This window comes from Cognatundibacterium luofuense (assembly GCF_018139685.1).
GTDB classification, from domain to species: domain Bacteria; phylum Pseudomonadota; class Gammaproteobacteria; order Burkholderiales; family Burkholderiaceae_D; genus Undibacterium; species Undibacterium luofuense.
In genome coordinates this window covers 262,765-279,712 of sequence record NZ_JAGSPN010000005.1, presented here as the reverse complement: position 1 = coordinate 279,712, position 16,948 = coordinate 262,765, and the positions used below count along the sequence as shown (strand labels likewise).

Here is a 16,948-nt window from a genome sequence, read left to right as displayed (position 1 = left end):
CCGCCAGCGCGAAAGCAGAACCGAAACCAGTGGCAACGCCTGCTGCAACAGAAACGAAAGCGGCTGAAGCTAAAACAGAAGCGAAACCAAAGAAAGTAAAGAAAGCGAAAAAGCACGCTGAAGGCGGCGCGGAAGTGAAACCGGAAGTCAAAGCTGAAGTAGCAAAACCAGCAGCGACAAAATAAACCTGTCTTGCTGCATCCATGTCAACCGGGCCTTGCGCCCGGTTTTTTGTTGCCACTTGCCTTCAGGAAAAAACTATTTTACGATTCCCTTACTCCGAATATGGTTAAATGAGAATCTATTCAATTCATTGCGCTTATGAAACGTTTGCTGATTCCTCTGATTGCCATTTGTCTGGCGGGTCCGGCTGTTGCCGGTCCGCTGCGCCTTGGCATTTGGGAGGCGGCAGAACCTTATTTTATCCGTCAGGGCGATGAATGGACTGGTATGTGTGCCGACATTCTGCGTGCGGTGACGGCGAATAACCCGCGTCAGCAATTTGTATTGCCAACGCAGGCTATGCCAGTGCGCAGAGTGGAGCATGAAATGCTGGCCGGACGTGCAGATCTGGTTTGCGGGGCACGCATTACTGCTGCCAGACAGACTGCAGGCATGCAATTTTTGCGCGTACCGATACACATTACCAGCGCAAGGCTGGCGGTGCGCGCTGACGATCCGATTCAGATACGTCAGTGGGATGATGTGCGCCAGCTTGGTGACAAAGGCATCGTGCTGATCGTACAGGGCAATTCGGAAATTGAACGTTTGCAGCGCGACGGTATACGGCTGGATGCCGGCTCACCGTCCGGTGAGCAGAATATCCGCAAATTGCTGGCGGGGCGCGGGCGCTTCTTTTACGCCCGTGAATCTTACTTTCACTACGTTGCACCCAAGCTCAAAGAATTCTCGCAAGTCCGGTTGTTGCCGGTATCATTCGACAGCGGTGGTATCTTTCTGTTTGCCGCACCGCATGTACCGACTTCTACCGTGGAACAGTTGAATCAGGATTTACAGCAACTGGTGAAGTCCGGTGAACTGGCGCGTATCGTGCGCAGTTACGAAATCGATTAAACCCTTCTGTAATAAGACTTTACTGCGGATTACGCCGCATACAGTTCAGTACATCCTGATCAATCAGATTACCCGGTTTTTTGCAGTCTTTCAAAGGCTTGTGCTGACCCGTTTCACCTCTGATGATTTTCACAGCTTGCACCCGGGTGCCGGTTTTCGGGCGGTAGTAACCGCTGGCCGGGTCCCAGAAGCGAAACGGAACGGAAGTGATTTTTCCGCGCTGGTTTACCTGCACATCAAAGTGCAGATGCGGGCCACTGGAATAGCCGCTGTTACCGGATAAGCCAATCAGATCGCCAGTGGCAATGCGCTGTCCGGCGACCAGTGCGGACGAGTTTTGCTTCAGATGTATATACGATGCAAAGCTGCCGTCACCGTGCAATATCATCACATAGTTCGCCTGATCATTCAGGGCTCTGTCCAGTCTGCCCGTATCCGGAAAATGCTTCACATTCGCGACGACCACGCCTTCACGCGCTGCCATCACAGGCGTTCCCATCGGCAGATCAATATCCAGTGCGAAGTGATTTTCAGAGCTGTTATGACTGTTATTTAAACGGTCTTCTGCCTGATTGATTAATCGTGCATCCGGCCAGAAAAACGGTGGCAGATATTTCGCATTCTGGTCATGCACTGCCGACGGATCGCCATGTGTTAATGAGTATTGATAGTGATAGTAAAATGCCTGCTTCGGATTTGCCGGCCGGAATTCATTCAGTACCACAGTAGAACGCGGAAATACCTGTCTTTCCACCGGCATAGGAAAGCCGCTGGCAGTGTTAGTGCTGCTGTTCAGCCAGACGCGCACGGTTTGCGGAATCACGCCATTGTTATACGCCAGCATCTGATCGTAACCGGCTTTTTTCTCAATACGAATATTGAATTGCGACGATTGTGCGCAGGTGTTGGCGGCGATAACGCTCGCTGTCATCGCCACAGCGATACGGGAAATACGGTGTTTCATCAATTTCTTTTGCGGCGCCAGAGTACGCGTGATCCTATGTTTTTCTGTTCGAGAAAACCCTGTGCTTCAAGTCGTTGCAGTGCATCGGCGGTGATCATTTGGGATTCCGCTACATCCGGCCAGCGTATCCACCAGTTGTGTATGCCTTCCAGCGTATCTGCAGACTCCGGACGCGCATTCAGATAGTTCCTGATCTCGCACATAATAAAATCGAGTAGATTTTCATTCATCACGGCAACTTCCTTTCATGCATATAAATCACGCGAGGGCAGGGTTCTTTGCGGGCTTCTTTCGGGCACCAGTACGACACGCTGACAGACCAGCGCTTGCAGGAAATTTCCACCAGATCGGCGCGGTCGCCCATGCCGGTGCTGCAAACGGATTCCAGCGCCTTGTCGATGCTCATTCCCTGAAAATACTGATAGCGCCAGATGCTTTGCACGGTGTCGACTGCTTTTTCCGGTGCCAGACTGCCGGGGCGTACCAGCAATTCCCGTTTGCCGAGCGCGACGATGGTTTCCAGCTCATCCTGCGCACATACCCACTGGTTGCCATCGCGCGCGCACTGGGTCACGTAGTACAAAGGGCGCTGACGTAAAGCCTTGTGCGGGCGGCAGCGCACATCGGCATACGATGCTTTGCCATTCGGCGTGAAGCTGCGCGCATCAATTTCCGCCGCTTCCAGCCCGTGCGGTTCCAGACAGGCCTGCTGGCTGATCTGAATTTGTTCCTGACGGCTTAATCTGGCGGGAAAGGTTTGCTCTTCGGCGCGGGCGGCGGTGCTGAACAGGCTCAGGCCGCTGCAGGCGGCGAGTGCAGCAAACGCGGCGAACAGGGCGCGGTGGCGTAAGGTCATGGGTGAATTCCGGTGAATAAGGACTTTTGAAGCATCAGCAGCATTCGCAGCATTTACAGCATCTGCAATCTTGCCATTGTAACCATCGCCAGCCGCTTCGTGCAGCCCTTGCGCCTGCGTGCAGCGCAAAGCAGGGCAGAGCGCCCATGAAAAACGCCGCCGGACTTGCGTGCGGCGGCGTGATTGCAGATGCGTGTTAACGATCAGGCAGCGGATTCGTCCAGATAAAAGGCTTCTACCGTGCCTTTGATCTTCACCAGCATGGCGCGGCCGTAGCGGTCACGTGCGCGGCCAGCGGCGACTTTGATCCAGCCTTCGCTGATGCAAAACTCTTCCACATCGTTACGTTGTTTGCCGTTAATACGGATACCTATGTCATGCTCCAGGACGGCAGCATTGAAATGAGGGCTCTTTGGATCAATCGACAACTGATCCGGAATCGGGGGGCGTGTAGGTGCGTTCATGGCCGCGATTATCGCGCAAAGCGGATTCCGGTTCAATGCCTGTCGTGCAACGACAGGCGCGGCATTTCAGTCCGGCAACCCTGCTTCAGCCTGCGTTACCCGCGCTTTTAGCGCACACAATTGCTGATGCAATGCATCGTTCCAGTCTGCCGGAAGCTGCTGTTTGGCACGCAGATAATGATCGCTGAAAGCATCAAACCATAACTCCAGCGCGGCTGCTGCTTCGTTATCGCCGCTTTGCTGCAGACACAGCGCTGCCACTTCGGCGGTACACAAATGATCATCGCGGCGCGAACGGCGCAGCGCATAGCGCGACACTTGCTCCGGTTGCAGACTCAGCACCGGCATCTGCGCCAGATACGGACTTTTCTTAAAAATTTTGCGTGCTTCCGACCAGGTGGCATCCAGCAGAATAAACAAAGGCCGCTTGCCGCCGCTTTGCTGTACTTCCGCTGGCGGCAGCGCAGAAATCACCCGCGATGGTTCGACAAATTCGCCCGGAAACACCAGATACGGCTGCCATTGCGGATCTTGCAGCGCCGCCAGCATTGCCGCATCCGGCGCGGTGCGCGACCACTCAAACGCCATCGTATCCGGCACCACATCCGCAATCAGCCAGCCGGTATTGCTCGGCTTTAAGGCTTCATGTTCATGCATGATCAGGCAGACACCGGCGCGGGTAGCCTGCACCGGACGATGCGCGCACAGGCAATGGCTGGGCAGCAAACGGCAGCCGCCGCAACGCTCACCCTTTGGCCCGCCGCGCGCCAGAAACGGCCGTGTACTGCGCAATAAACGCTGACTGCGCAAACGCGATACCGCATGCGGCGCTGATCCTGCTTCCTGTTGCATCCTGACTCCTGAATTCTGATTCTGAACTACCAATACCGCCAAACCCCGCGCCACGCCTGTGTTCGCAGGTAGGGGGTCTGGAAAGCAGCGCCAGCCGGACTTCTCCAGCTTATCACCGCTGCAGCCCAGTGTTTCTGCGGACTTCCGGAGGGCCCCCTTGGAAACCCGCATGGATACCGGGGGGTGTTTTTCGGGTTTTCGGCGATTTGGGGCAAAAACCGGTTTTCCGTGCCGCTGAACGGCAAACCGCAGAAAAATTTTCACGCCACCCCGCCGAACCCCGCACCACGCCTGCGTTTGCAGGCAGGGGGTCTGGAAAGCCGCGCCAGCCGGACTTCTCCAGCTCATCACCGCTGCAGCCCAGTGTTTCTGCGGACTTCCGAAGGGCCCCCCTGGAAACCCGCATGGATACCGGGGTGTGTTTTTCGGGTTTTCGGCGATTTGCCGTAAAAACCGGTTTTCCGCGCTGCTGAACAGCAAACCGCAGAAAAATTTCCGCACTACCCCGTCGAACCCCGCTCCACGCCTGCGTTTGCAGGCAGGGGGTCTGGAAAGCCCCGCCAGCCGGACTTCTTCAGCCCATCACCGCTGCAGCCCAGTGTTTCTGCGGACTTCCGGAGGGCCCCCCTGGAAACCCGCATGAATACCGGGGGGTGTTTTTGAGGTTTTCCGCACAATCCCCGAAAAACCCGTTTTCCACCCGCCGGCATCAACCGGCGCCAAGCATAACGGCAAGGGCAATAAAAAACCACCTGTGCCTGCGCAACAGGTGGTTTTGGCAGAGAACAGCAGCGATTACTTCGCGAACTGCGCGTAATACGCAGCAATCGCAGGCAAGGCTGCGATGCGTGCCATGTGCTGGTTCAGCAATGGCGCGGTTTTTTCTACCAGATCGGTCGGGATATGATCCAGACGACCGGAATTCAGCGTGCGCACATCCACAAACACGCGCAGATCCGCAATGCTCAGCGCGCCGCCGACAAAATACTCGCCGCCCGCCGCTTGCAGCTTTTGCTCCAGCCAGCGCAGATACACAGGGATAGAACCGTTCACCAGCGCCTCACGCGCCGCTTTCTGCTCTTCACCGGTCATACGGAAAGTCGGGCCCAGCTTGATCAGATTTTCTTCGATCACATACGCAATTTCATCGCACAGCAAAGCCTGATACGCATCCTGCGGATACAAACCGGCCAGCTTACCTGCGTAACGCAGAATCGCATCGGTTTGCGTGATTTGCACGCCATCCACTTCCAGCACCGGCACCTGACCAAACGGCACCGTCTTACGGATTTCCGCAAACTGCGGATACGCAAAGCGATGATCCTCAAACGCAATACCACCCAGTGTCAGCGCCAGACGAACCGGCTCGCCGCGACCACCGTGCATATCAAAATAAGTCAGCTTCAGCTTAGGCATCATTCCATCCTTCAAAAAGCCTGCAACATCGAAACTCCGGCAGCCCGCGCCGCCAGACCCGCGCGCAGTCTAGCACGAAACAAAAAACCGCTCAGAGCACGCAGAAAACGCATAAGCAGCGGATAGCGCCAGCCTGACGCCATTGCTCAGCAACCACTGCCACACGCCACCACAGCCGCGAAAACGGCGCTAAAACCGCCCTGAAGCCGTCCTGTATCCATGCAAACAGCGCGCATAAACTGCCTCAGCGCGGCGCAGAACCATCCGCCTCCGGTTGCGACGATGCATCGCCATCGTCCGCCGCACTGCTGTCCGGTGCAGACACAGAACCGCCACCAAACAAGGCATCCAGCGCCGCCCGTTGCGAACTCGCAGACCCCGCCACCCGCGCCCCCGCTTTGGCCGGAAACTCATCCTCGATATTGTCGCGGTAAAAACTCCACGCCACCCCCGACGCCGCAAACCGCCGCCACAAATCCGCACTGACCCCGCTGTACTCCAGCGCCGCCCCGCCTTCCAGCTCCACCCGCAACAAACGCCGCGCCGCGTCATAACCAATGGCGCGCAATTTACCGGAGTGGATTTTTTTCATGTCCATGTCATTCCCTCGATAGGTTAAATCAGTATACGTGACTTATAGTCCGTAGACCTATAAGTCTCACGTCACCATGATTGCTGGATTGATAATGCAAGGTGACGAAATGGTACAGCAAGAGCTACTGCAATTTGGATTAAGAGTTAAAGCGCTCAGAACTGCTCTAGGAATTAGTCAGGAGCAATTGGGTTTAATTGCGGAACTTGATCGCACTTACATTAGTGGTATTGAACGCGGTATTCGTAATGTCAGTTTACTCAACATCCATCGTATCGCACGCGCATTGCAAGTCCCCATTGTCGATTTATGCATTGTTGCCGAGGTGCAGCAATGACAAATCGCGCTTATTACTCAGCATCTGTGGTCGAATTTCTAGCGCATAGTGCAGAAGAAATTATTGGTAGGATTACCCAATTCCATACGCAAGATTTAGTCATCCAGCAAACGCAGGCATGGTTAAGACAAATTCAAATTTTGCAATCCAATTTACAAGACATCAAAACAGGCCATCTTTTCTTTGAATTCCAAATACCACGTATGGGACGTCGTGCAGATGTGGTTCTGATAGTTCAAAATTGCATTTTTATTTTGGAATTTAAGGTCGGTGCGAAGTTAATTCAAGCACACGATATGCGGCAGGTGCATGGCTATGCTTTGGATTTGCATCACTTTCATGAAGGAAGTCATAACGAAATCATTGTTCCAATTTTGATTCCGACCGATGTAAAGATTCAAGACATAACAATCTTAGGACATATTGATTGCGTATATGATCCCGTTGCTTGTAGTGCAAATCAATTGAATAAGGTTTTGAAAGATTTCATAAGTGAAAATACTTCAAATGCGCAAATTGATATTTATCGCTGGCTGAACTCACCGTATAAGCCGACGCCAACAATTATCGAGGCGGCTCAGGCGCTATATGCAAATCATGAAATAAGCGATATTTCACGTAATGACGCGGGTGCTGAAAATCTAAGTCTGACTTCAAAAGCACTTGAGGAAATTATCCATAACGCTCGCTTACAGCGGCGAAAGACCATCTGCTTTGTTACTGGCGTGCCGGGTGCGGGCAAGACTTTGGTAGGCCTGAATATTGCAACCAATGCGGGCGTCGAAAAAGAGGAGCAGGCGGTTTTCTTGTCGGGCAATGGTCCCTTAGTCGAAGTGCTCAATGAGGCATTAGCGCGCGACTCAGTAACCAGACAAACTCATAAGAGCAAAGCAAGTGCTCTACGAGCAGCATCAGCATCAATTCAAAACATTCATAAATTTAGAGACGAATACATCAAAGACACGTCTGCTCCCATTGAACATGTCGTTATTTTTGACGAAGCACAACGAGCGTGGGATCAAGAGAACACCAGTAAATTTATGAACAGTAAGCGCGGTCAAAAGGGATTCGCGCAATCCGAGCCTGAATTTCTGATTAGTGTCATGGATAGGCATCAAGATTGGTGTGTCATCATTGCATTGATCGGTGGTGGGCAAGAAATTAATACAGGCGAAGCTGGCTTACAAGGTTGGGCGGACGCATTGGCGAAGCAATTTATCCATTGGGATGTCTTCTACTCAGACAAACTGACACAGGTTGAATATGCAGGACGAGATGTCAATTTCTCTAATGTCGCTACCGCGAAACCTGTACCTAGTTTGCACCTAGCTACGTCGATGCGATCTTTCCGAGCAGAGAAACTATCGCACATGGTGCATCATCTGATTCATAACAATCCGCACGCCGCCGCTGAAATCTTTCAAAATCTTAGAGACAAATTTCCTATTTTCGTGACGCGCGATTTACAGGCAGCTAAAGCGTGGATCAAGCAACATGCGCGCGCCAATGAAACTAAAGGCATGATCGCTTCATCGGGTGCGGTACGCCTTAAGCCAGAGGGCATATTCGTAAAAAACCGTTTATCTGCCGCAGATTGGTTTTTGAACGATCAAGACGATGTACGTTCATGTCACTATCTCGAAGATGTCGCGACAGAGTTCGATATTCAAGGACTGGAACTCGATTGGTGCTTAGTGGCATGGGATGCCGATTACCGGTATGTGAATGGCCAATTTGAGCATTGGCGCTTTACTGGTACGACTTGGAAGCGGCGACAGCAAGCGGAACAGCAGCGGTATCTTGAAAATGCTTATCGCGTTTTACTGACACGAGCGCGGCAAGGGATGGTGATTTATATTCCAGATGGCGATGATTTTGATAGCACAAGGAAAAAAGAATTTTATACCGGCATTCAAAATTATCTGGAGTTCATATTCGCTTAAATTGATTGCGAGAAAATTGTAGATGTAAAAATGGCTTCCAGTCGGAGGCCATTTTCGTATTTCAAATTGAAAAATAACTTCAGCAAAAGCGCATCAAACGTCGCTGTTACCAGCGCGCAGCGCATTCGCCCTCAATAAACACCGGGCATGGTTGTACGTCATTGCCCATTAGTGGGGAGATCTGATCGGCAGCGATCAAGTTTTCGATCTGTACTTTTAGCAGTCGAAGAACTTCGGGAACCAAGGTAGTCACCAAGTGCGACCATTTAGTTTTGGTTTCTATTGAGAAGCGTTTATGTGTTTTTCTGAGAATGACCTTTTATCCACTGATCTGTATCACGGTGAATGCCTAGTCCAATTGCATCAAATTCATCACTCGCATGAGCTTGTGATACCCCTAGCGATTTCAGGGCGACGTTAATCGCGTTGATTTCGATGGCAATCGTTGTAATTGCTTTGCCATGCGAAAATTGTTGTGAGGCTTGTATTCCGGTGCCGCCGAAAATTTCTGCTTCGATATAGGCAATATGTCCGTTTTGGCTAAGTTTGCTCGCCAGTGCTCTTAATGGCGCAGTTAGTTCAGTTGCGCCGCCATCCGTTAGGGGACAAAACTCAATATCAAGTTTCAAACGCTGGTTCGTATCGAGCGGTATGAGTGCCATATCCTGTGGTAATTGCACTTGATGCAAACCGTCTGGTATTGGTGAAGGGAATACGCCAGTTTTTGCAATGAACGCTTGTAGTGTGTAGCTCATATTTATCTGAGTTCAGAAATCGACAGATGTAAAAATGGCCGCCAGTCGGAGGCCATTTTTGTATTTCAAACTGAAAAATAACTTCAGCAAAAGCGCTGTAGCAGGACACATAAAGTGAGATTTCCAGCATTGCTAAATAAGGCTTTGCGGGTTGTGGGAAGCATCGGATAAGATATTAGTAAGCATTGAGTGAGATTCTCCCTTAAAGCCAAATCTGCATAATAACGGAGTATCTACTATAAAAGTTCTATCATCATAATGGTCAATCAAAGTACGAGTAGCCTGTCCGGCCATGAGTGGCTGCGTTATTCAACTCAGAACCTTAGGTTCGACTATATTTTAGAGTACGTTGTACTTTGGCTTATTTATGGCAATCACGATACAAAATATCTGTTTGACGCCACAAGACTTAAGCTAATTGTCTTTGCTTTTCAATGCAAATTTCAGAAATGATGTCTTATCAGACGACCAAGCAGGGCATAGATGCTGAAATACAGGGCTATCCCCGACTCTAATAATGAAATAGCTTGTTTCTCAATTCTAACGATATAGAATTCACAACTAAACATTCTCAAGTACTGGCCTATTTAAGCTTGGTTTCAGGTTCCACTCTTTGCTAGCAAGACATCTCCATAAACACGCATTGCCAAGGAATACTGCGGAACGTCGCCTAGGCGCTGTGCGACCATATCATTTGCTTTCTTTGTTGCATCTAGGACAGTAGCTCCAGCTTCCCACTCCCTCAAAAAGGGGGCAAGCCAGTTGTACGTTACCATAACATTAAGCGGCCAAGGTGATGCAATGACTGCACGGCAGCCATTGTTTAGCAATTGCTTAGGAAGACTGATTGTTGAATTGTCCCAAGGATTTTTATCAATGCGGCCACCACTACAAACAAACAAGATAACTAGCTCAACTCCCGCTAAGGCTGTGGCTAGAGCCGAGGGAGCTTCGAAAAGATTTTCATCATCACGGATGCTGCGCAAGTAGCGACCCTCTTTGTCCAAACCACCATGGGCCGTCACTACAACCAAACCTGCATCTTTCATGTTTTTTGGCAGTTTGCGTCCGGTATCCACAACGAAGCCGAATTCCTCGAAGCATCCACTGAGACGTCTGAGCGCAATATCAAGAGTAGACTCCCGTTCAGGTTGTTCTTGGTAAACTCCATATTCATTTGTAACTTCTAATGATTCTCCAGACGCTGAATTTGCTGCAGCCGATATCCATGCCTTGTAGAGAGTTAAACCGCTGCGTTTGGCGACATTGACAGTTGATAGCCAACTTAACGAAGGAACAATACCAATAGCAGTTTTCATACCCGCAAAGTATCCAAATGTCCCGTCTTCAGGTTGCACGACTACAAGATTGGCAGTAAGTTGCTGCAAAAATGGTTCTGCAACCAAAACGAGCCTATCTGATAACGGCAGGCGAACATTGAGCTCTTCCATCGTTGTGAAAAAAATATTATTTCCTTCGCTACTGTCGATACAGCCATAGGTTTTGGGGTAATCCTGTAACCAGCTTCTTAAGCGACTCCGAAAATTTTGCTCAAGCCTGGGCTGTACTATTAACTTGGCCTGTCCATCACTTACATGTATAACCGTAAGTTCCCCTAGCGAATTCAGAGCGAGGAAGGCTACATCTAAGCCTGCCTGATTTAGCTCCGTAGCATATCGAACCGGCCACTCCAAAGTCATCTCAGGTACATTACCTGTTAGTGCAACGGTGTGATCTGCAAGCAGTTCAGTTGCAAATGCACTTTCGTTGGGTATTAACTCACCTTGTTGCTCCAGATCCAATAACCGTCTCGCCGCAACTTTAAGGACAGTGTAATCGCGAGAAACGTCTGACGTGTACATAGCACGCTCCACGCTATTGAACATAGCCAACACATCCTTCGAGGAAGGCTTTGCGGTCGAAACCGTGCGTATCAAGTCAGCCATACTGATGCCAATTTGAAAAAGTGCATTTTTCAATAATGCTCGTTTGTCTTGTGAAATGCTTACCCCTGCACCTTCGGCCTTGAGGAAAACCTGTCCTAAAAGAAGCGCGAGAGGAAATAGATTGGTCCTGTTTCCAAGCTCTTTACGGCAAGCCTCTGCGATTTTTTCAAGGAGCTCATCAAGCAGTTTAACTGCAGAGCCATCAGTTTCCATGAGTTGGAGCCCTAGATCTGCGCAGATATAGCGCGGGTCTTCTGTGGCATCAAACCCGAGATCAGACAAGAGTGTTTTCATTGTTGGGAGCAGCGCACGAGAAAGTTCAAACAGTCCTAGATCTCGTAGGATGCGATGAATACAGTAGGCTTCGTGCCAAAGGTCAGCCTTTTCCACTGCAACATCAACTGCCTGCGCACAGGCCAAGCCAACAAGTGCAACAACATGATTATGACAACGATGATAGATGTCACCAAATGCTTGCCAGGCCAGACGACGGCGATATGCACTAGATCGCCCCATAAGTAGGATTGCCTCGGCAAAATTGCGAGCCTGCTGAAACTGTCCTGCTACTGCGAATTGGCTTGCTAAATGCCTCATTAATCGAATATCTTCGTTACATGCCAATCCTGCATGAGGGCAAATGGCACACGCAAGCAATACCAACTTCCTCATATACTCCAAATCGACGTTTTCGCCCCTCTGAGCACTGGTGAGATGCACAAAACGACCAAGAGTTTGCACAACATCGTCAGGATTGGCGACTAACAATTCACGAGGCATAACTGTCACACCAGGTTCACCAACCCCAATGTCAGCTAACCACATGAAACCGTTCCTTATTGATGTTTCAATAGCCTCATTGATCTCTAAAGAGCGGGCTTCATCGGCATTAACACTCGACGGTACTAGGCGCACCCCTTGCTGGGTTAGGTCTAGCAACGTGAGCGCAGCTATGGGAATCCCCATTTCCCCACAAGATTCGACAGACAGCAACATAAGCAGTCTTAAACGAACATCATCGTCCTCTGGGTGCTGAGCGAGGAATCGGAATATCGCCTGGAATAAGTTCCGATAGTAGTCATGCCCACCTTCAGGAACAAGCTCCTTGAGCAGCATTACCTTGATTGATGAAAGGAGAATTTGAGTAGCCTGGCGACCATAGAGCTCTGACGAAGTAATGAAGCGAGCCGTATTAGCAGCTTCTATTGGCTTGCCAAAACTTTGTGCATGTATCGCACAACAAAGTACAGTTAGCTCCAACCAGTCCTGCCCCCATCCATCTGCTTCCTCGATAGCAGCTCCGTATTCGGGCTCTAAAGCAGACAGTCTTTTTTGCACCGTTAAATGCTGATCAGTAAAACCAGCCGTCGTGAATAGATGTGATTCGTCGGACCTTGTATTTCCAGAATTTATTAACAACCGGCGATCCCGATTTTCTCGAAGTCGTTTTGAGTAAGGAAAAAGCTCAGTAAGTCGCCCATCAAAAAGAGCGATTCGTTTGTTATCTTCTAAATAAGTAGAAAGTTCGAGAGCTTCCTCAAGCCGAAGTTGGTTGCTAATACCGTCTGCGGTTTCAGGTAACAGCTCCTCTACTAGCTCATCATCTCCCATCTGCTGAACAAATCTCGCTACCTGAATAGCCGCCTCAGTTGGGAGACCCGCAAGATATGGCCTTAGTTTAGCGATGACATCGAGCATCTCTTCATCCCTTCCAGTTCCTTGCAACAACTGAACAAGAAGATGAAGTCGTACACCATCGGGCAATGCTAACTCCTCAATTTCTGTTACGACTTCCTGCAGTCGCCCTTGAAGAACCATGAACCGCCATAATTGTGCGCGAGAAGTTATAATCTCTTCGGGATCCATCTCATAACCCAAGGATGCTACATAGCAATCGTCTATCGAAATCAGCAATTCCACATTGCTGGACTTTTGAGCTGGAATTTCCTGGACATGAATCAGCCCATACCCTTCAAGCTCTTTCACGATTGGAACAAGCTGCTGGCAAATCGAAGCTACGTGAGGTACCCACCGATCTTCACTCATCCGAACAGCAGAGGTGCCAAAGGCTGCAGCTAAGACGAGCGAAGTATTGCGATACTGGCTCGCGTCCGCGATCACAATAAGACACCGCCCCACTTGCTCCTTCACTGTACAGAACAGATCAGTGACTTCGAGTGATGGACTATTTACGACCTGCACACGCCGACGGAGAATTGGCTTTTCTTGTTCGTCAAGCTCAACACCACGAAGGTCTTTGATCGCATGAGCCAACGCGTCGAACACAGACTCCTTTGTGTGCTTAGTTACAATTTTTGGCGGAAGAACTATCACCGCCCTTCCGAAAGCTTGTTCACCATCCCTATTCTTCGCATTCAGAAGCAAAGCTACAACACCTCGTCCAATAACTTCTCGGAATGAGCCTCCCTGAATTAGATCCACACTGCCTAGCTCAAAACCATCTCCGAATAATGTGTAAGGGTTGAAACCTTGTAAGTCGAGATCAGCAGTAGAAACTTGTTCGCTCATGTATCTTTCCTTGAGATTTAGGGCTCATATATCACGCAAAAGCGTACAGAATAGCTATCTCTTTATCTTTTTGTTAGCGGCAGTAACAGCAAGTGTAACCCTCCCGTAAAATCGAACCATGCATAACCAGAGTTCTTGAGGCAAACTGAGATGCCAAAGGAGAGCACAAATGCGTAAGAGCCGATTTACCGAAACACAAATCATCGGAATTCTGAAGTCCGTCGAAGCGGGCCGTTTAGTGAAAGATGTTTGCCGTGAGCACAGCGTTTCCGAAGCTACGTACTATCAGTGGAAATCGAAATATGGTGGTATGGAGGCAGCAGATATCAAGCGCCTGAAAGACCTCGAAGAGGAAAATCGCAAACTCAAAATGATGGTTGCTGACCTGTCACTGGAGAATCATGCATTTAAAGAGGTGATCGGTTTAAAGCGCTGACCCCGGACCAGAAGCGAGATTACGTCAGGCAGTTGCAGGAGGTTGGTTTGAGTCAGCGCCAGGCGTGTAAAGCGATGGCGCTCTCGCGCTCTACCTTGAATTACCAGCCGAAGTACGTGACGGATGACGACATCATCACCGCTTTACAAGAGCTGGCCGAACGATTTCCGGAACGGGGATTCGGGAAGTACTTTCAACTACTCAGACGACGTGGTCATTGCTGGAATCATAAAAAGGTATATCGCGTGTATTGCCAGCTAAAAATGAATCTCCGGCGCATTGGGAAGAAACGATTACCCAGCCGATACCCCCAGCCACTAGCGGTACCTGACGAGGTAAACAAAAGCTGGTCGATTGATTTTATGAGCGATGCACTATGGTGCGGCAGACGCTTCCGTACGCTGAATGTGGTGGATGATTTTAATCGTGAAGTACTGGCGATTGAAATTGATCTGAATTTACCTGCATCGCGTGTGATTCGTGTGCTGGAGCGTATTGTGGCCTGGCGCGGATTTCCGGCGCAAATCCGAACGGATAACGGGCCGGAATTTATATCAGCAAGCCTTGCGGACTGGGCGCAAAAGCATGGGATTCATCTGGAATTTATTGAGCCGGGCAGGCCGATGCAAAATGGCTTCATTGAACGTTTTAACCGTAGTTACCGGCAAGGTGTGCTGGATATGTACGTGTTCAGGAGTTTACAGGAGGTGAAAGAGCGAACGGAACAATGGATGACCGATTACAACGAGCAATGCCCGCATGATTCACTCAACGGGATGACACCTGTTGAATACCGACTTTTCCATCAGCCTCAAAACTCTGGTAATACCTGGCACTGATTAGGGGAGGTTTACAGACCCACATTATCTGTCAGAAAAAGCTTATGCCACGGTAGCGTGGAAAAGAAAGCCGATGGCTCAAGAGTCTGATATTTCCCAGTGAGATTGTCATTAAATTCAGATTCGTAGAGGTTGAAGATCGCATCTTTTATAGACTTGCTTAGTGAACCTGTGGAATCAATTCCCGCATTGTCGAGACGGTCAATTAACCAGAAGCCCAATAAATAAAAATAATGATGTTTAGGTTGCTTACTCGAATCTTCGTTGGCTTGGGAAATAAGGTTATCAAGCGAATGCGAAAGATCAGTCACATGTTTATAGTTCAAGTTATCTAGGATATCGATCAATATTCGATATTCTGGACTTTGGGAGAAGTCGGAAGCTCGAAAATTTATCTCTTCACTCAAGGATTCAACTATTTCCAGCAAGAGTTCGCCAACATCTTGCGCAGCCTCGATCGTTCGAAGATATTCGTCGCGGACCATCTGCGAGAAACCTTTTTCAATCAATTGCATAGCTGGTGAGTCGTTTCGGTTACGTCGTAAAAGAAGTCGCTGAGTAAGATAGAAGAGGGCGACATTGCAGGTCGCAGGCCTGGAAAGAAGAAATATCTTGTAGCCGGCACTTTCATAACTAGGCAAAGCGTTGAGCAACATATGTTTAAGCACTGGCCGAGACATGGCTAACTCAAGTATCGCTTCAGGATAACCTGAAGACACGAGCGTCTGGCCGTCGACGTGTATACTCGCTTCCACAGTCGCTGCTAAAAGCCACGTATAAAAAAGATTTGGCTCGCGCCAGTGAGACCGAGACGATACTTTAACGCTATGCAAATTGCTTAGACCGTCTACATCTTTTAGAAAATAAGCTGAACTCAGCGTATTAAGCGTGTGCTTTTCCAGATCAATAGTTTCGGAAGCATCAGAAGGATCGGTTACCCTATCGCTATTAATGTTAATATTAATATTAAATCTCGTTAAAACGGGGCTCACAATATGCTGAAACGCTTGCTCGTTCTGAGATTGTTTTTGTAGGACAGTGACTGTTTGTTGAAGTGCACTATCGTTGGCAACCCAAGCAGCTAACTGCTCGTTAAAGTCGGTGCGCTCCTTGTTTTTATCCAATTCAAATAAAACTGGAATCGCACTTTCACAGTTCACTCGCAAGCAAGTGATCCAGTTCTTGAATGCTTGTACAGGATCCATTTTGTTGAATTCGTTCCACAGGTACGTACTTACCAATGGATTGAAATTTTCTTTGCCTGGCGGAAAATGATAGTAACCGTTCTCAAGGTGAAGAATTGGAAGGAGCTCGATTGCAGAGACTCCCCCAAACAGATTTGACAACGATTCTTCAAAGTCTTGTGCTTTGCAAATATAGTGTGCCTTAATGTAGCCGTTCCTGCCGTAGAGTATGTCTTTTAAATGATTAATGGCTTCAATCAATGGAACCAGGCTCGGATGGAGGCTTTCCAAGTTCTTTGGTGTGCAACAATGTACGTTTAGCCACCCCGCATAAAAACTCACGAAGCCATTGTCTTCCAAGAATGAGAGGGGGATAGTTGCACCCTTGAAATGGCTAACGTTGGTCGAGGTTGGCCATTTAAGCTGCCCAGAAAGCACTTCGGCGACAGTTTTTCTGTCAAGGACTGGAGTGGCCAAAGTTGCTCGTGCCAGAAATACTGCCATTGCATTTGCATGGAGATGTTCTTTGAGCGAATGGATATCAGAGTTACGCTCGAAGATAGGATACGCACCCAGAATATTTCTTAGGTGCAACCAGTTTGTTGAATAATTGTGTGTGCTTTGGTAGGGCATGGTGTCAGTTCATTGCTGTCGACATGGAGCATCGACGGTGGTGTTTATCTTATCCGCATCTGGCCTGTTCTCAACCACAGTCATTCGCCAATATGCAGCATCTCACTACTATCATTCTGTCTTTTGTGGGG

15 protein-coding genes are annotated in these 16,948 nt (G+C 49.3%); 4 read left to right on the top strand and 11 right to left on the bottom strand.

From position 1 onward, the window contains the following. A partial coding sequence (locus tag KDM89_RS09380) for a hypothetical protein (RefSeq protein ID WP_212687677.1) occupies positions 1-205 on the bottom strand: 205 nt, incomplete at its 3' end. 116 nt (positions 206-321) lie between these two features. Between KDM89_RS09380 and KDM89_RS09375 the strand changes: the two genes are divergently transcribed. Beyond that, positions 322-1,074, top strand: a complete 753-nt coding sequence (locus tag KDM89_RS09375; RefSeq protein ID WP_212687676.1) for a substrate-binding periplasmic protein — start codon at positions 322-324, stop codon at positions 1,072-1,074. Between the two features lie 19 nt (positions 1,075-1,093). On the opposite strand, the gene KDM89_RS09370 is transcribed toward KDM89_RS09375, so the two are convergent. From KDM89_RS09370 to KDM89_RS09340, 7 genes are all read right to left on the bottom strand, one after another. Then, positions 1,094-2,038 (bottom strand): M23 family metallopeptidase, encoded by a 945-nt coding sequence (locus KDM89_RS09370; protein WP_230427779.1) that lies wholly within the window; start codon positions 2,036-2,038, stop codon positions 1,094-1,096. Next, positions 2,038-2,268, bottom strand: a complete 231-nt coding sequence (locus KDM89_RS09365) for a hypothetical protein (RefSeq protein WP_212687674.1) — start codon at positions 2,266-2,268, stop codon at positions 2,038-2,040. The genes KDM89_RS09370 and KDM89_RS09365 overlap by 1 nt, the downstream gene beginning before the upstream one ends. Continuing rightward, positions 2,268-2,894: a hypothetical protein gene (locus KDM89_RS09360; protein WP_212687673.1), complete on the bottom strand. Its 627-nt coding sequence runs from the start codon at positions 2,892-2,894 to the stop codon at positions 2,268-2,270. The genes KDM89_RS09365 and KDM89_RS09360 overlap by 1 nt, the downstream gene beginning before the upstream one ends. A gap of 203 nt (positions 2,895-3,097) precedes the next feature. After that, positions 3,098-3,358 (bottom strand): DUF3297 family protein, encoded by a 261-nt coding sequence (locus tag KDM89_RS09355; RefSeq protein ID WP_189356559.1) that lies wholly within the window; start codon positions 3,356-3,358, stop codon positions 3,098-3,100. Positions 3,359-3,424: 66 nt separating this feature from the next. Continuing rightward, positions 3,425-4,210 carry a tRNA-uridine aminocarboxypropyltransferase gene (locus KDM89_RS09350; protein WP_212687672.1) on the bottom strand — a complete coding sequence of 262 codons (786 nt, stop codon included), beginning with the start codon at positions 4,208-4,210 and terminating at the stop codon, positions 3,425-3,427. Positions 4,211-5,005: 795 nt separating this feature from the next. Next, positions 5,006-5,629, bottom strand: coding sequence for a glutathione S-transferase (locus KDM89_RS09345; protein ID WP_229793097.1), 624 nt, complete (start codon positions 5,627-5,629; stop codon positions 5,006-5,008). Positions 5,630-5,870: 241 nt separating this feature from the next. After that, positions 5,871-6,218, bottom strand: coding sequence for a KTSC domain-containing protein (locus tag KDM89_RS09340; protein WP_230427761.1), 348 nt, complete (start codon positions 6,216-6,218; stop codon positions 5,871-5,873). A 94-nt stretch (positions 6,219-6,312) separates the two neighbouring features. Here KDM89_RS09340 and KDM89_RS09335 point away from each other — a divergent pair, with 94 nt between their 5' ends. Continuing rightward, complete coding sequence (locus KDM89_RS09335) at positions 6,313-6,555, top strand: helix-turn-helix domain-containing protein (protein WP_212687670.1); 243 nt, start codon at positions 6,313-6,315, stop codon at positions 6,553-6,555. Beyond that, entirely contained in the window at positions 6,552-8,498 is a 1,947-nt protein-coding gene (locus KDM89_RS09330) for a DUF2075 domain-containing protein (RefSeq protein WP_212687669.1), read from the top strand. The genes KDM89_RS09335 and KDM89_RS09330 overlap by 4 nt, the downstream gene beginning before the upstream one ends. 293 nt (positions 8,499-8,791) lie before the next feature. Here the strand turns inward: KDM89_RS09330 and KDM89_RS09325 are convergent, their stop codons facing one another. Both KDM89_RS09325 and KDM89_RS09320 read right to left on the bottom strand, forming a co-directional pair. Beyond that, on the bottom strand, positions 8,792-9,253 hold the full coding sequence (locus KDM89_RS09325) for a hypothetical protein (RefSeq protein WP_212687668.1): 462 nt from the start codon (positions 9,251-9,253) through the stop codon (positions 8,792-8,794). Between the two features lie 599 nt (positions 9,254-9,852). Beyond that, the gene (locus KDM89_RS09320; RefSeq protein ID WP_212687667.1) at positions 9,853-13,725 is read right to left on the bottom strand and encodes a CHAT domain-containing protein; all 3,873 of its coding nucleotides are present in this window, start codon (positions 13,723-13,725) and stop codon (positions 9,853-9,855) included. 169 nt (positions 13,726-13,894) lie between these two features. Here KDM89_RS09320 and KDM89_RS09315 point away from each other — a divergent pair. Then, positions 13,895-15,000 (top strand): IS3 family transposase gene (locus KDM89_RS09315; RefSeq protein ID WP_212687666.1). Its coding sequence is split into 2 segments (ribosomal slippage): positions 13,895-14,150 and positions 14,150-15,000, totalling 1,107 coding nucleotides; the frame shifts between segments, so codons are not numbered across the junction. Between the two features lie 11 nt (positions 15,001-15,011). Here the strand turns inward: KDM89_RS09315 and KDM89_RS09310 are convergent. Further along, on the bottom strand, positions 15,012-16,817 hold the full coding sequence (locus tag KDM89_RS09310) for a hypothetical protein (protein WP_212687665.1): 1,806 nt from the start codon (positions 16,815-16,817) through the stop codon (positions 15,012-15,014). Positions 16,818-16,948 lie beyond the last annotated feature (131 nt).

Excerpts from the sequence above, each read along its gene's own strand:
- KDM89_RS09375 (WP_212687676.1), top strand. The coding sequence starts at position 322 with ATGAAACGTTTGCTGATTCCTCTGATTGCCATTTGTCTGGCGGGTCCG.
- KDM89_RS09365 (WP_212687674.1), bottom strand. The coding sequence starts at position 2,268 with ATGAATGAAAATCTACTCGATTTTATTATGTGCGAGATCAGGAACTAT.
- KDM89_RS09330 (WP_212687669.1), top strand. The coding sequence starts at position 6,552 with ATGACAAATCGCGCTTATTACTCAGCATCTGTGGTCGAATTTCTAGCG.
- KDM89_RS09325 (WP_212687668.1), bottom strand. The coding sequence starts at position 9,253 with ATGAGCTACACACTACAAGCGTTCATTGCAAAAACTGGCGTATTCCCT.
- KDM89_RS09360 (WP_212687673.1), bottom strand. The coding sequence starts at position 2,894 with ATGACCTTACGCCACCGCGCCCTGTTCGCCGCGTTTGCTGCACTCGCC.
- KDM89_RS09345 (WP_229793097.1), bottom strand. The coding sequence starts at position 5,629 with ATGATGCCTAAGCTGAAGCTGACTTATTTTGATATGCACGGTGGTCGC.
- KDM89_RS09370 (WP_230427779.1), bottom strand. The coding sequence starts at position 2,038 with ATGAAACACCGTATTTCCCGTATCGCTGTGGCGATGACAGCGAGCGTT.
- KDM89_RS09335 (WP_212687670.1), top strand. The coding sequence starts at position 6,313 with ATGCAAGGTGACGAAATGGTACAGCAAGAGCTACTGCAATTTGGATTA.
- KDM89_RS09310 (WP_212687665.1), bottom strand. The coding sequence starts at position 16,817 with ATGCCCTACCAAAGCACACACAATTATTCAACAAACTGGTTGCACCTA.
- KDM89_RS09340 (WP_230427761.1), bottom strand. The coding sequence starts at position 6,218 with ATGAAAAAAATCCACTCCGGTAAATTGCGCGCCATTGGTTATGACGCG.
- KDM89_RS09355 (WP_189356559.1), bottom strand. The coding sequence starts at position 3,358 with ATGAACGCACCTACACGCCCCCCGATTCCGGATCAGTTGTCGATTGAT.
- KDM89_RS09350 (WP_212687672.1), bottom strand. The coding sequence starts at position 4,210 with ATGCAACAGGAAGCAGGATCAGCGCCGCATGCGGTATCGCGTTTGCGC.
- KDM89_RS09320 (WP_212687667.1), bottom strand. The coding sequence starts at position 13,725 with ATGAGCGAACAAGTTTCTACTGCTGATCTCGACTTACAAGGTTTCAAC.